The following is a 13449-nucleotide window of genomic DNA, read 5'->3' as shown; positions in this document are numbered from 1 at the left end:
GTATTTGTTTGGTGGGAAAAATTTTACAAAGATAGCTTTTAGAACAATTAGGAATAAAAATTTAACATTTTTTAGATTAAATATTTTTATGCACCTTTGTACTGTAATAAAAATAATTACAGAATGAACAACAGCCGTTTTCCAGTTTCCCTTCATATTTTAACATTGCTCGAGCAGATGAAGGGAGAATACGTGAGTTCAGATTTGATAGCGGGAAGCATCAATATTAATCCTGTTTTGGTACGGAAAGAGATTATAAACCTTCGCAAACATGGCTTTGTAGAAAGCAGGGAAGGCAAGGGTGGAGGGACAATACTGGCTAAAAATTCTGCAGAAATTCATTTGTCAGACGTTTATTTAGCAGTTAAGGATAAAAGTCTGTTGGGAGAAACGAAAAACGAACCCAATCCTAAATGCGCAGTAGGCAGGCAGATTAATACTCATCTTAAAGATTTATATCAGGAGGTAGAAGATACACTACTCAAGAGTTTGGGGAACCAGACATTGGCAGATTTTGCCGCAAAGTTTAAGTAAAAAAATTTGACCATAACTGTAATGAAATATATTACAATTTGTATGGTCAGCGGTATGGTTGTTACCGGTTAACCGTTTGCCGGTAACAATTATACAGTTCAACAATTAAACAGTTAAACATTAAATATAAAGTTATGAAAATAGCATTAATAGGTGCCACAGGATTTGTTGGCAAGGCCATTTTAAACGAATTGGTTAGTCGTGGAACTGAGGTGATTGCCATTGCGCGCGACCTCACAAAAATTGATAATAATGATGAGAAGGTTGTTAAGGTTGCAGTAAACGTGCTGGATACTGAAAAACTTGCCGCGAGCCTGAGCGGGGCAGACGCCGTTGTAAGTGCATTTAACGCAGGCTGGACAAACCCTAATTTGTATGAAAATACCATAACAGGCGCTAAAGCAATTCAAGCCGCGGTAACGGCCTCTGGTGTTAAAAGGTATATTTTTATTGGTGGTGCAGGAACTTTGCAAATTAACGGGCATCAAATTGTAGATGGGCCAAACTTTCCGGCTGAATACAAACCGGGTGCAACAGCAGTGAGAGACTATTTCAATATTTTGAAAGCAGAAAAAGAACTGGATTGGTTGTTTTTTAGCCCTGCGATTGAAATGCACCAGGGTATTACTACCGGCCGTACCGGCCAATATCGTTTAGGCAAAACTTCTCCGGTATTTAATGATGCGCACCGCTCTATTTTATCGGTTGAAGATTTAGCTGTTGTTATCGCAGATGAACTGGAAAATAATAATCATCACCAGGAGCAGTTCACAGCTGCATATTAAAAGCACTTGAATTTAGTGGAGCTGGAATGCCAGTTCCACTGATTCAAATAACCATCCCGTTATTCAGTATCTGTCCATGGTCAATTACCTGTAAGCCATTAGCTTTTCTCCCCCGTCCTATTTTCTACTTTCCATTTCCATCTTTTTACATATTTTATTTATCTTCGTTGCATGTATCGTCTCATTAAACCTATATTCTTCAAATTTGACCCCGAAAACGTGCATTACTTTGTAGTAAAGCGGTTAAAATGGTTTAATGATAAATTTCCATTGGGCAAAACAATTATACGTAGTAGCTTCGATGTGCACATCAAAGGTTTGGAGCGTGAGGTTTTTGGCATCAGGTTCAGAAATCCTGTTGGCCTGGCTGCCGGATTTGATAAAAATGGCGAATATGTAGAAGCGCTGAGCAATTTGGGCTTTGGTTTTATAGAGGTTGGTACGGTTACCCCAATGCCACAACCTGGAAACGATAAGCCCCGCATGTTCCGCTTGCCAAATGATGAAGCCTTGATTAATCGTATGGGTTTTAATAATAAGGGGGTGGATGTAATGGCTGAGCGGTTGAGAATGCTGAAAGATCGTCATCCGGATATCGTGGTAGGTGGAAACATTGGCAAAAATAAAGCAACACCCAATGAAGATGCAGTAAGCGATTACATTAAATGTTTCGATCGCCTTTTTGATGTAGTAGATTACTTCGTAGTGAATGTAAGTTCTCCTAATACTCCCGGATTGCGCGAGTTACAGGAAAAAGAGCCGTTAAAAAACATTTTAAATACCCTGCAGCAACGTAACCTTAAAAATAATATCGCCCGGCCAATCCTGCTAAAGATCGCGCCTGATTTGACGGATGCCCAATTGGATGATATCATTGAAATTGTTGCCGAAACAAAAATTGCAGGTATCATTGCTACCAATACCACCATCAGTCGTGAAAATTTGACTACCGATAAGGTTTTAACAGGAGAAATGGGTGGGCTAAGTGGAAAACCGGTTAAAGATCGTTCTACCGAGGTGATCCGGTATCTATCCCAAAAATCCAACCAGGCCTTCCCGATTATTGGGGTAGGCGGAATTCATTCTGCAAAAGATGCACAAGAAAAACTTGATGCCGGCGCCAGCCTGGTACAACTTTATACCGGATTTATTTATGAAGGACCGGGATTAATTAAGCAAATCTGTAAAGACCTGGTAGCGCAGTAGTACTTTTCTCTATTAAGGAATTTCTTTTAGTGATCGGTTGTTCTGATCTCCGGTATGAATATATTCATAGCTTAGACCTGTTTCAGCCTTATTTCCCATTCAAACCCCATACAAGCAACTTATAACCCACAACCCAATAAATGGGCATAAAAAAAGCATCCTTTGATCAGAAGGATGCTTTAATTCTTTTAGAAGAAAATCTAAAAATTATTTTGCCAATGCAGCTAAAACAGCGTTGTTTTTAGCTAATTGATCGTTTTTAGGTTGAGTAGAACGACTTCCTAATTCGATGTTAGTTGCTCTCTTCAAGAAATCAACTTCTTGTTTAGCAAAGTTTTTATTTCTTCTGTCTTTTCTTTTTAATCTGGTAACTGCCATGGTAATAACCTTTTATAATTTTATTTGTACAAATGGAGGTCGAGAGCGGATTCGAACCGCTGTAGAAGGTTTTGCAGACCTCTGCCTAGCCACTCGGCCACTCGACCCTGAAATCAGGCTGCAAAAATAGCAATTAATAATTAGCTAGCAAATAATAATGCATTTTTCTATGTTAATTTTTTGGCCGTTTAATTTCTGAGCAGAAGATTGCAGCACTTACAGCCACGTTTAACGACTCAGCCTCACCGAAGTTAGGAATTGTAACTGGTTGATTTACTTTTAAAATCACTTCCTCGGTAATCCCTTTTCCCTCATTCCCCAAAATAACCAGTCCCTCATTTCCCCAATTGGTTTTATAAATAGATTTTCCTTCCAGGAGGGCGCCAAAAACCGGAAGTTTGCTTTTTGCAATGAAATCTGTGAGTTTAACATAGGAAATATTTATTCTGGCAAGCGAACCCATAGTGGCTTGCACCGTTTTCGGATTGTAAGCCTCTACCGTATCTTCCGAGCAAACAATATGCTTAAAGCCAAACCAGTCTGCTGTTCTAATAATAGTACCCATATTACCGGGGTCCTGTACTCCATCTAGTACAAGCGTAAATTGATTGGCCAGCACTTCCGGATTGATAGATTTATTTTCAGGAATATAAACCAAAGCTAAAATACCTTGCGGTGCCTGTAAAGTACTAATCTTGGCCAGTTCAGCGTTGTTTACTTCAAATAAACTTATATTTGCGGGTAATTGAGGTAAACCATCACGTTGCTCGGTTGTATAAAAAATGGTATGAATTTGGTAACTTGACTGGATAAATTCTTTAATCGATTTTATGCCCTCAACCAAAAACAAGCCATTTTCCCTGCGATATTTTTTTTGATGTAACGATTTAACAAAACTAATCTGAGATTTTGAAAGCATACCAATACTTGATAAATATTAAACTGAAAAGCCCTGCAATATTACTATTAATTATTGTTTTAATACAGGCCTGTTCATCAACAAAGTACATAGCCGATTACCAAGCCATTGTTAAAAAAGTTACCATTGACAGCGTAGATGCCAAATTTGAAGAACAAGCCTACAATTATGTTCAGAAAGATTTGCGCCCTGCCTCAGCTTTCAGTATCAATGTACCTTTGTATAATCTTTTTAATACTAAAGATGGTCGTTATAAAACCAATAACATTAAACCTTTTGGTACTCCTCCAGCCATTTTAGACAGCGCTTTGGTGGAGATTTCCAGAACGCAAATTCAGAAATTCTTAAACAATAAGGGGTATTTTCAGGCTAAGGTAAGTGCAGATATTCAGGTAAAGGATAAAAAGGCTGAGGTTAAGTTTAAAGCCCAGCCAGGCCCTGCATATTTTATCGATAAACTAAGCGATTCTATTGCCAGTCCCAATATTAAAGCGGTTTATAATGCCAATAAACCTGCTGTAACCCATTTGCATAGCGGCATGCAATACGACTCAGATTCGCTTAATTACGAGCGGGAACAGATTTATAGATTAATGAAGGAAAATGGATATTTCTATTTTCTGAGACCATATATCAACTTTGATGTTTTCGGCGCTGATGCCAGCTCTAAGACCCATAAAGTGGATGTTAAATTGAACGTAACTAATCCTCCAACCGGGCCACATAAACAATATACCATTGGCTATACCCACATGGTTATTGCGCCAAATCCGGATGGCTTCCCTGATTCTGCACGTTATAAATTAAGCAAAGACACTGTAAATGGAATCATATTTACCGATTTTTCTAAAAGGTACCGGAGAAATCCAATTGTACGTTACGATTTCCTTAAACAAGGCGACCTTTTCGATATCAGGAATGAAAATTTAACCTACGATAGGTTATATGAGCTTAATATTTTCAAGAACGTTAAAATAGATTATTTTAATCGTGATAGTACTTCAAACAAAATCAATGCAGCAATTCAGTTAATTCCTCAAAAGGTTATGAGCAATCGTGTGGAAGGAGAGGTGCCTTTTAATGGAGGTACGGTAGGCTTTAACTTGAGTAATACCTATACCAATAATAACCTTTTTAGAGGCGCAGAGCGATTTGAACTGCAGGTGAAGGGTGGCTTACAGTCTAGAATTGGTGGCGGACAAACGCCGTTTAAAGACATTTATCAGCGCGACTTTTCCATTAGTGCCAGTATTACAGTACCCAGATTAATTATTCCTTTCTATAACCCCGTGTTGGGGGGTAACGGAATGCCGCACACTACTTTCTCCAGCAGTTATATTTATGCTTTGCAAAAAGATGTATCGGTAAGGAGAATTTTTATTAATTCAATAACTTATGACTGGTTTGAAACAAAATCAAAACTCCACTCTTTCACACCCTTAAATTTCGAATATCGCTTTGGTAACCTGGAGGAAGATAAAATTGATGCTTCTACCTTGTTAAATAACTTCTATTATTCGCAATTGTTAAATCGTAAAGACTTTACCCTGGGAATGAAGTATAATTATACCCTTAATGCCAATAAACTCAATCAATTGAGGACTTTTGTTTATTTCAGAGGGGGAATTGATATTGCGGGTAACTTGTTGCAAACCATATCCAGACTATCAGGATCTAAGCACAATCCAAACAACTTTATCGATGGTGACAGCTCCAGACGTGACTATGGAACAATTTTAGGCCTACCTTATAATCAATACATCCGTCCGGAAGTAGATATCAGGTGGTATAAACATCTGGGTGGAGAAAGGCAATTTGTAGCGAGGCTAAATGCAGGGGTTGGCTATGCCTATGGTAATACCATTGATATGCCTTTTGAGAAACGTTTCTTTGCAGGAGGGTCTAGTGGTATAAGGGCCTGGCAGGCCAGAACAATTGGGCCAGGTAACTATAACAGGGCCACTCTATCTAGCGATCTGGTTCGGAAAGCCATATTTGGTTTAGATCAACTGGGCGATTTAAGGATAGAAACGAACTTTGAATACCGATATAAGTTGCTGGACAAATTCTTTGGGGCAACATTAAAAGGGGCTGCATTTGTAGACGCTGGAAACGTGTGGAATTTAACAGCCATTGATGGAGAAGAAAAGATGTTTAAATTTAAGAAGCTGGGGCAACAACTGGCATTGGGTACCGGCTTAGGTTTAAGATACGATGTGCAATACTTTGTATTCAGGTTTGATGTCGGACTTAAATTAAAAGATCCTCAGTTTACCGGTTCAGACCAGTGGGTGATCAGTAAATTTTTATCCGGAGCGAGAGACTTTAAAAATGATTACAATGCCACGCATGGCCCCGATACTTATCGGTTTATTCAGTATAATTTTGGTATTGGAATGCCTTTTTAGTGTTGAGTTAATGGTAGTTAGTATTTAGTATCAAGTACTTAGTATCGAGTATCAAGACAAGGTGTTACGTAGGTTAACGCGCTTGATTATTGTTCTTTGCTCTTTAGTATCAAGTATTTAGTATCAAGTATCAAGACAAGGAGCTAAGTAGATTAATGCGCTTGATCTTTTCTCATTGTTGTTTGCTCTTTAGTATCGAGTATTTAGTATTTAGTATCAAGTATCAAGTATCAAGATTTCAATACCTGGATCTGGTTAATGCAGTTCATTTTTGCACCTAAGCTTCTGACCTCCGACCCCTGACCCCGGACTTCTTTCAACTTTAAACTTTCAACTTTTCAAATCAAATCAATTCTTCAACCCATTAGTGTCAAGTATCAAGACAAGGTGTTACGTAGGTTAACGCGATTGATCTTTTCTCTTTGCTCATTGTTCTCTGCTCTTCGCCAATTTTTAAGCACCTAAGCTTCTGACCTCCGACCCCTGACCCCGGACTTCTTTCAACTTTCAACTTTTCACTTTTCACTTTCATCTTTTCACTTTTCAAATCAAATTCTTCAGTCCATCAAAAATACTCTCAAAGAAAGTAGAGATATTAAGGCCATTACTGTGGTTAAAATAAATAAAAATTAAGAATGCGATTACGACGAAAATAATAAGTTTTCTGAATGCGATAGCGACAATAATGAGTGCTATGGGGATGATAAACATCCACAAGCTGTTAATTGCATAAGGACTTAAATCATTATCTTTTTTGTATACATAAACCAGTTTACTGTGGGTACCATTATCATTTTGGTGTTTAATGTATACAAAGGTAGATTTATCAATAGGTAAGGGGAGTACTGCAATACCATCGTTAAATTTTAATATTTGTGTAAAACCGCTTACACTAAAAGTATAACTGCCGTTTATGTTTTCATTGGGATTGTTGAGGGTATCGGCAGCAATAATAGCCAGTTTGTTGTTTTTTAACAGGTTTTCTTTAACCAAAAAGTTATTAATGGCAGCATTCTGGGCAAATCCGAAAAATCCAATTAAACACAGTGATAAAAATAAAATAGATCGTTTCATTCGATAGAACGTTTATTGTAAATTAAATATCCAATATGCAATAATACACCATTTCTTTTAACTGCATCATTATATAAATTATAACTCAGGCTTACAGGGCCAAGCGGAGAATGGTAAACCAAACCTGCTGTGCCTGCATATCGCATTTTAGTAATGGCTTTTGCGTAATTAACATCCTGAAAATTAGTGAGTTCAAATTCCTTATGCGGGATAAATAAATACCCTTCCAATCTAAAATCTAAATTTTTTTTCAGATTATAAATATTTTTTATCCCACCGGCAGCGTAAGTGGCAGCCCTGAATTTATCTAAAAAGAGCGAACGGCTGTCCTGTATCGGATAAAATGCAGGTGCAACCAAAAGGGTAGAGTAGTAATTACTAAATAAGGGTTGGTTAGAGATAACCCCTTCAACAATATAGCCTAGTGTATATCTGTTAACATGCAGAAAATAATTCTCCTGAGTTAATTTAATACTTCCCCAATGGTGAAGTTGACTTGTACCGGGTATTTTAACAAATCCTGGCGTATTGCGGAAAATATTACCGGGATTGTAATTTTCTCTTCCGGTTGTGTAGTTAAAACTTAGGGAAAAACTTTGTCCGTTAGAGGCATATTGCTTTCTGTTCAGGGAGTTTTTCTCCAGATTTAGTGAGCCTCTAAATCCATTAAAAATGGTTTGATCTAAAATGTCTCCAACCGCAAAAGTATTGTTCGGGCTATAGCGGTCGTTATTATTAATAAACGTAGAATGAAGAACGATTTTAGTATTATAATTTAGGGGAAAACCCATCATGAGGTCGATTTTCCGGTCGGACTGTTCAATGTAAATGGGCCGGGGGTTTTCGATAAAAATTTGACTGGTATTGTAAAAATTCCAGTGGTTATAGGTGAGCTCGGCACCTAAAAATATGGGAAGTTTAGTTGGGTAATCTACCCTTCCGTTTACTTGTACCGACTCATAAAACCTGCCCGAATAAAAACTGGTTCCAAACGTATATGATTTCCGGTTTAAAAAATTGTACTGTGCACCCAGAAAAACATTACTAATGGGACGGGTAGATATATTACCGCCGAGTTCGAGTTTAAAACTCTTTTTTGGCTGGGCTACCACCTCAAAAGTATAGCTATCTGTAGCAGCTTCGTATAATATTTTGGGGTAAACCGTCTCGAAAGTCTGGTCTGCAACCAGTTTGTAATAACCTCTTCTAATGTCGGCAAGGTTAAAAGTCTTTCTATCGTTTTTGAAAAGTCTTTCTACATACTTTTTTTGCTGTTCATTTACTCCGGATACGATTACATTACTAAACTTCAAATTAGGCTTTCTGGCATTAAAATCTTCCCTTCGCTGTTGAAGTTCCTCGTCCGTTACTCTTTTTTTAATTAGCGCCTTTATTCGGGGCATATCAGCCATGGTAGCATCATAACCCTTTTTAATTAAATCTTCTACCGGAAAGAAATTGGTTACACTATAGTTCGCTAAATCCGGCTGAATATATACGCCGTTTTTGCCAATCATGGTCGAGTCTGATTTGGATAAGAACATATATACCAAAAAACGATTCATCAACCTGTCATCAATATTTTTAGGGTATTCGTTGTAAACTTTAGAAGATACATTTGCGCCAATAATGAAATCTGGTTTAAAGTCCCGCTGCATTACATCTGCAGGGAAATTATTGTAAAGACCACCATCAAATACATATTTGTTATCCAGTTTAATAGGGCGGTAAATGATGGGTACGGTCATGGTTGCCCTCACTGCTTCGGCTAAACTGCCTTTATTTACGGTTATACTTTTCTGCGAGAGCACATCGGCCACCATACAGCGATAGGGTACAAACAGATTATCGAAGTTATCTTTTGCCACTGCAGAAGCCTGAGAAAAGAGTTCTAAAAAAGCGAAGTTTAGAGGGATGTCGTTGATGAGATTGGAGCGGAAACTAAAATGAAAGCCTGTATCTATAGCTACTTTGGCGGCTAACATGGAGGCATTAGGGGCATTTTTTTGAAAGTAAAAAGTATAGTCGCTGGTGTAGCGGCCATTTACCCAATTTTGAAAATCATTACTGATCGCAATTTTTTCAATTTCTTTAGGCGTATATCCGGCGGCATACATGGCACCAACAATTCCACCCATGGAAGTTCCGGTAATGTAATCGATAGGAATGTGGTTTTCTTCTAATGCTTTTAATGTTCCGATGTGAGCGAGCCCCTTTGCGCCGCCCCCGCTAAATACAAGTCCAACCTTTTGCGCATGTAATCGGGTACAGCACAGCACGAAGAGTATCAGCAAAAATCTATTAAAAGTCACCACCTTCTAAAAATAAGGCTTTTCTTTTAAAATCAGTTCAATATGAATAGGTTATAATTTAAGATGCTTGCAAAACTTACCCAAAGAATATAAGGAATAAAGAGTAAACCAGCCCATTTATCTATTTTATAAAAGACAAAGGCGTTAACAAGAACAACGAGTAGAAGTATTAAAATCTCTGCCAGTGCAAAGCCAATTTCATGGAGGTAAAAGAAAATAAACGACCAGGCCAGATTTAAAATCAGTTGAATGAGGTAGATGGCTACGGTTCGTGGAAAGTGTACTATCTTATCCCGTTTGATCCAGACCAGATAGGCAGCTATTCCTGTTAAAATAAAAATGGTGGTCCAAACCGGGGCAAATACCCAATCTGGTGGGTTAAATGAGGGTTTGTTTATTGTAGGGTACCAGGTTCGTACAGATGAAGAGGTAGCCAGGCTTCCGATAGCCCCTATACCTAAGGTGATGGCTATGTTAACGATAAATGCTACAGGTTTAAATTTCATAATGGGATTTTGGAACAAAAAACAATGATACGCAATAAAAGTTTGCCCTATCGCTTTTTGAGGTATGTATCGCCTGTTAAGAATACCCTTGGTAAAAAAAAAGCCTCCTGAATTTTCAGGAGGCCCTTTCATCATTTTAATGTTGTTATTTAGACGTTGCTAAAACTGGTGTAGAATTAGCAGCCTGAAACCAATTTCCAAAAGCTTTTTTGGCTGCTGTTTTGGCCTGAGCAAATTCAATATCTCCGGCAATAGTTAAATAAGTTTTATCAGGACTGATCGAATGATAGAAAGCTTTAACATCATCTATTGTTAAAGCTGTAATGCTATGCTCATTCACGCTTTGATCATAATCATAATCCTGTGCTTTTAAGCTCACTAAAAGTTTAGCTTTGGCTGTATTGAAATTTTGTTCATCAATCACTACGTTCTGGATTAATGAAGCAAAAGTGTTTAATTCATGGTCAAAATTATTGCTAAGCGCATTAAGTTTACCACTGTTATCTTTAAAAGAAATTGCTGAATTTTTATCAGTACCCTCATTGAGTACTGCATTTAATAATTCTACAACCCCATCTTTCTCGTTTTTAAAAGTCGCAGCATCTAAAGTGAAGCTGGCGTAAGCTTTAGGAGAACGTTTGTTTTCAGAAACGATAACGTTCATTCCGTTTTTAAGTTTAAAACTCACAGGCGCTTTAAAATCTTGCGCTTTTATGCTCAGGCTGCCCAAAACAGTTATTGAGGATAGTAAAATTGTTTTGAATAAGTTCATTGTACTTGATTTGTTAATGTTTTTTTAATTGAATTTAATAATGAATAAAATGAATTTTAAGTCTTTTGCTCTGTAAAGCCGTTTTAGCACGATGAGCGGGCATACTTACGGGATAGAGCGTTATTTGGATTTGGCAAAGATAGATAAATGTTCATTTTGTTCATTATACTTTGCCCCTCTATTACTACTCACATATACTTAGCTTTATTTTTAGAAAATTTGAGCGGATGAACTGCCTGATAGTTGATGATAATGAACTTGCCAGAAGTACTTTAAAACAGCTGATCAAACTGGATAATGGTTTGAAGCTGGTTGCTGAGTGCGGACAGGCATCAGAAGCATTAACGGTAATGAGTGCAAGTAAAATTGACCTCTTGCTATTGGATATAGAAATGCCTGATTTATCGGGTATCGATCTGGCTAGAAGTTTAGGGCATCAAAGTCCGCTCATCATTTTTGTAACCGCCAACAGAGATTATGCAGCAGATGCTTTTGATTTGAATGTTGTCGATTTTATGACCAAACCACTAACTCCAGAACGTTTTCTTCAATCCATCCTAAAAGCAAAGGAAATATTCAGAAATCAAGCCCTGTTTTCAGGCAGTAATAAAGATGATTTTATTTTTATCAGGGACGCAGGAACAATTAGAAGACTAAGATTAAACGATGTAGATTATCTGGAGGCGAAAGGTGATTACGTAAAAATTTACACCAGCAGTAAAACTTACAGTATTTATTCGAGCCTCAAATCGATAGAGGATAAATTACCGGCTGATCGATTTATTAGGATACACCGTTCATTTATGATCAATTTAAATAAAATCGAAGCTATGGATGGCAGCACAGTCATTGTAAACAAAACCCTGGTGCCGGTTTCTGAAGCCTACAAGCCAGCTTTAAATAAACGAATTCAAATATTATAACTGGCATTTACAGTATGTCAACAATCGAAAAAAAGAGAAAAACAAGTGTATTGGTACTGGTTAGTGATCCTAATGATCAGGAAATTATTGCCCGGTACCTCAGGGAATTTGATGCAGGTTTTATAATTGCGGCTGATAAAATTGCAGCTTTAGCGGCACTAAATGAAAATGAATTTACACTTATATTGATCAGTACTGAATTAGCTGATGCGGATAGTTTTGCTTTGGCTGGCCATTTACGTTTTGAACAGGGATTATCTGCTTCTATAGTAGCCATTACAAGGAGTAGTTTGGAAGAAGTAAAATATAAGTGCTTCATTGCCGGGATGAATGCCTGTATCCAGTATCCAATAGATAAAATTGCCCTTGATGGTATCTTAACTCAGTTCTTGCAAATCGGATCTCCGGGTGAAGTAACGCCGGCGGTTGATCATCAGTTTGCTGTTTTAGATCTCAGCAAGTTACATGAACTGAGCTTAGGGGATAAGGCGTACGAGCTAGACATGACTGAAAAATTTATCAACCATTTAAATGCTGATCTGGTTTTATTGGATCGTTATTTAAGCGAAAGGAATCATCCATCTTTCAAACAAACAGCGCATCATTTTTTATCGACCATTTATGTGATGGGTTTGGAAGCTAAGCTTGGTGCTGATGTTCAATACCTGCTTCAAGCGGAAATGGACTGGGATGAGGCTAAATTGAAATTAGCCCACATCCATCGCATTTGTGATTTGGCGAAGCTGGAAGCACTGAATTTTCTTTGGAATTTAAAGGCTTCTGCTTCCTAGTTCGTTATTTCTCTTCAATAAAATTTTTAATCTCTCTTATGGTTTCTTCGGGATGGCTGATGTGAGGGAAATGTCCGGTTGCCTGCATCACTTTTAAGAAATTACTGGGGGTGTGTTGCTGGATATAATCCCCGGCAGAAAGTGGTACCATAATATCATCTACTCCTTGAAGGGTTAGGCTGGGTACCTTTAACTTTTTCAGATTTTCCCTGTTATCTGATTTAAATGTAGCCATGGCAAAAGCCAGTGCAATACTCGGATCCGTAGCCTCAAAACATTCTTGTAAAAATTCGCTGAGTTCCGGACGATGCATATTTTGCATAACAGCAGGAGAGATGACTTTGGTCCAGCCTACATAATCTTCGGCAATTTGCATAAAAATCCCTTCAATGTCTTTTATTTCAAAGCCTCCAATATACTCCTGATCGTTCAGGTAACGGGGTGAAGGACCAATAAATACCAGTTTTTTAAAGATTTCGGGTTTTTGTAATGCCGCAATCATGCCAATCATACTGCTTACCGAATGGCCAACAAAAATAATGTCGCGGAGATTCAGTGCTTCAATAATATCAACTACATCGCATGCATAGCCTTCTAAAGTAGCGTATTTATGATAATCGTACTGACTAATATCTGAATTACCAGAGCCCACATAGTCAAATAATACAACGCGGTAATCCTTTAAAAAAGCATCTGTAATAAATTTCCAGGAGTTTTGAGCACAACCAAAACCGTGGGCAAAAACAATCACCTGGCTCCCTGATCCGGTGACGTTTACATTGTTTCTAGCTAATATAGGGTGCAAATTATTAAAGATTAAGCGTGTAAATAATGTTTGGTT

13 protein-coding genes and 1 tRNA gene are annotated in these 13449 nt (G+C 37.8%); 6 read left to right on the top strand and 8 right to left on the bottom strand.

The genetic code is table 11. From position 1 onward, the window contains the following. The first annotated feature begins 123 nt into the window (after positions 1-123). From ACQY77_RS06295 to ACQY77_RS06285, 3 genes are all read left to right on the top strand, one after another. Positions 124-534 carry an Rrf2 family transcriptional regulator gene (locus ACQY77_RS06295; RefSeq protein ID WP_421938832.1) on the top strand — a complete coding sequence of 137 codons (411 nt, stop codon included), beginning with the start codon at positions 124-126 and terminating at the stop codon, positions 532-534. Between the two features lie 134 nt (positions 535-668). Further along, complete coding sequence (locus tag ACQY77_RS06290; protein WP_421938833.1) at positions 669-1319, top strand: NAD(P)-dependent oxidoreductase; 651 nt, start codon at positions 669-671, stop codon at positions 1317-1319. A 171-nt stretch (positions 1320-1490) separates the two neighbouring features. Beyond that, the gene (locus ACQY77_RS06285; RefSeq protein WP_421938834.1) at positions 1491-2525 is read left to right on the top strand and encodes a quinone-dependent dihydroorotate dehydrogenase; all 1035 of its coding nucleotides are present in this window, start codon (positions 1491-1493) and stop codon (positions 2523-2525) included. A gap of 207 nt (positions 2526-2732) precedes the next feature. Here the strand turns inward: ACQY77_RS06285 and ACQY77_RS06280 are convergent, their stop codons facing one another. From ACQY77_RS06280 to ACQY77_RS06270, 3 genes are all read right to left on the bottom strand, one after another. Then, a complete protein-coding gene (locus tag ACQY77_RS06280; RefSeq protein ID WP_421938835.1) occupies positions 2733-2903 on the bottom strand; it encodes a spore protein in 171 nt (56 codons plus the stop codon). 33 nt (positions 2904-2936) lie between these two features. Continuing rightward, positions 2937-3010: transfer RNA gene (locus ACQY77_RS06275), tRNA-Cys, on the bottom strand. A 65-nt stretch (positions 3011-3075) separates the two neighbouring features. Continuing rightward, positions 3076-3822 carry a TrmH family RNA methyltransferase gene (locus ACQY77_RS06270; protein WP_421938836.1) on the bottom strand — a complete coding sequence of 249 codons (747 nt, stop codon included), beginning with the start codon at positions 3820-3822 and terminating at the stop codon, positions 3076-3078. On the opposite strand from ACQY77_RS06270, the gene ACQY77_RS06265 reads away from it, so the two are divergent. Further along, the gene (locus ACQY77_RS06265) at positions 3813-6230 is read left to right on the top strand and encodes a BamA/TamA family outer membrane protein (protein ID WP_421938837.1); all 2418 of its coding nucleotides are present in this window, start codon (positions 3813-3815) and stop codon (positions 6228-6230) included. The two genes, ACQY77_RS06270 and ACQY77_RS06265, sit on opposite strands and share 10 nt — an antisense overlap. A 543-nt stretch (positions 6231-6773) precedes the next feature. Here the strand turns inward: ACQY77_RS06265 and ACQY77_RS06260 are convergent. The 4 genes from ACQY77_RS06260 to ACQY77_RS06245 all read right to left on the bottom strand — a co-directional run bounded on the left by ACQY77_RS06260 (position 6774) and on the right by ACQY77_RS06245 (position 10894). Continuing rightward, positions 6774-7304, bottom strand: coding sequence for a hypothetical protein (locus ACQY77_RS06260; RefSeq protein ID WP_421938838.1), 531 nt, complete (start codon positions 7302-7304; stop codon positions 6774-6776). Next, a complete protein-coding gene (locus ACQY77_RS06255) occupies positions 7301-9598 on the bottom strand; it encodes a patatin-like phospholipase family protein (RefSeq protein WP_421938839.1) in 2298 nt (765 codons plus the stop codon). Before ACQY77_RS06255 ends, ACQY77_RS06260 begins: the two co-directional genes overlap by 4 nt. 50 nt (positions 9599-9648) lie before the next feature. Beyond that, on the bottom strand, positions 9649-10122 hold the full coding sequence (locus tag ACQY77_RS06250) for a TspO/MBR family protein (RefSeq protein WP_421938840.1): 474 nt from the start codon (positions 10120-10122) through the stop codon (positions 9649-9651). A gap of 145 nt (positions 10123-10267) precedes the next feature. Next, complete coding sequence (locus tag ACQY77_RS06245) at positions 10268-10894, bottom strand: hypothetical protein (RefSeq protein WP_421938841.1); 627 nt, start codon at positions 10892-10894, stop codon at positions 10268-10270. A gap of 227 nt (positions 10895-11121) precedes the next feature. On the opposite strand from ACQY77_RS06245, the gene ACQY77_RS06240 reads away from it, so the two are divergent. Both ACQY77_RS06240 and ACQY77_RS06235 read left to right on the top strand, forming a co-directional pair. Continuing rightward, the gene (locus tag ACQY77_RS06240; RefSeq protein WP_421938842.1) at positions 11122-11817 is read left to right on the top strand and encodes a LytR/AlgR family response regulator transcription factor; all 696 of its coding nucleotides are present in this window, start codon (positions 11122-11124) and stop codon (positions 11815-11817) included. 14 nt (positions 11818-11831) lie between these two features. Next, positions 11832-12608, top strand: coding sequence for a hypothetical protein (locus ACQY77_RS06235; protein WP_421938843.1), 777 nt, complete (start codon positions 11832-11834; stop codon positions 12606-12608). Positions 12609-12612: 4 nt separating this feature from the next. On the opposite strand, the gene ACQY77_RS06230 is transcribed toward ACQY77_RS06235, so the two are convergent. After that, positions 12613-13413: an alpha/beta fold hydrolase gene (locus ACQY77_RS06230; protein ID WP_421938844.1), complete on the bottom strand. Its 801-nt coding sequence runs from the start codon at positions 13411-13413 to the stop codon at positions 12613-12615. Positions 13414-13449: the final 36 nt, after the last annotated feature.

The organism is Pedobacter sp., assembly GCF_965279535.1.
In the GTDB taxonomy this organism is placed as follows: Bacteria; Bacteroidota; Bacteroidia; order Sphingobacteriales; family Sphingobacteriaceae; genus Pedobacter.
Note: the sequence above shows the minus strand (reverse complement) of the source record. Positions and strands in the feature narration are given on the sequence as shown.

Bases quoted from the DNA above. Each gene is read 5' to 3' on its own strand.
- ACQY77_RS06295 (WP_421938832.1), top strand. From the start codon at position 124: ATGAACAACAGCCGTTTTCCAGTTTCCCTTCATATTTTAACATTGCTC.
- ACQY77_RS06280 (WP_421938835.1), bottom strand. From the start codon at position 2,903: ATGGCAGTTACCAGATTAAAAAGAAAAGACAGAAGAAATAAAAACTTT.
- ACQY77_RS06250 (WP_421938840.1), bottom strand. From the start codon at position 10,122: ATGAAATTTAAACCTGTAGCATTTATCGTTAACATAGCCATCACCTTA.
- ACQY77_RS06235 (WP_421938843.1), top strand. From the start codon at position 11,832: ATGTCAACAATCGAAAAAAAGAGAAAAACAAGTGTATTGGTACTGGTT.
- ACQY77_RS06240 (WP_421938842.1), top strand. From the start codon at position 11,122: ATGAACTGCCTGATAGTTGATGATAATGAACTTGCCAGAAGTACTTTA.
- ACQY77_RS06260 (WP_421938838.1), bottom strand. From the start codon at position 7,304: ATGAAACGATCTATTTTATTTTTATCACTGTGTTTAATTGGATTTTTC.
- ACQY77_RS06245 (WP_421938841.1), bottom strand. From the start codon at position 10,894: ATGAACTTATTCAAAACAATTTTACTATCCTCAATAACTGTTTTGGGC.
- ACQY77_RS06285 (WP_421938834.1), top strand. From the start codon at position 1,491: ATGTATCGTCTCATTAAACCTATATTCTTCAAATTTGACCCCGAAAAC.
- ACQY77_RS06270 (WP_421938836.1), bottom strand. From the start codon at position 3,822: ATGCTTTCAAAATCTCAGATTAGTTTTGTTAAATCGTTACATCAAAAA.
- ACQY77_RS06290 (WP_421938833.1), top strand. From the start codon at position 669: ATGAAAATAGCATTAATAGGTGCCACAGGATTTGTTGGCAAGGCCATT.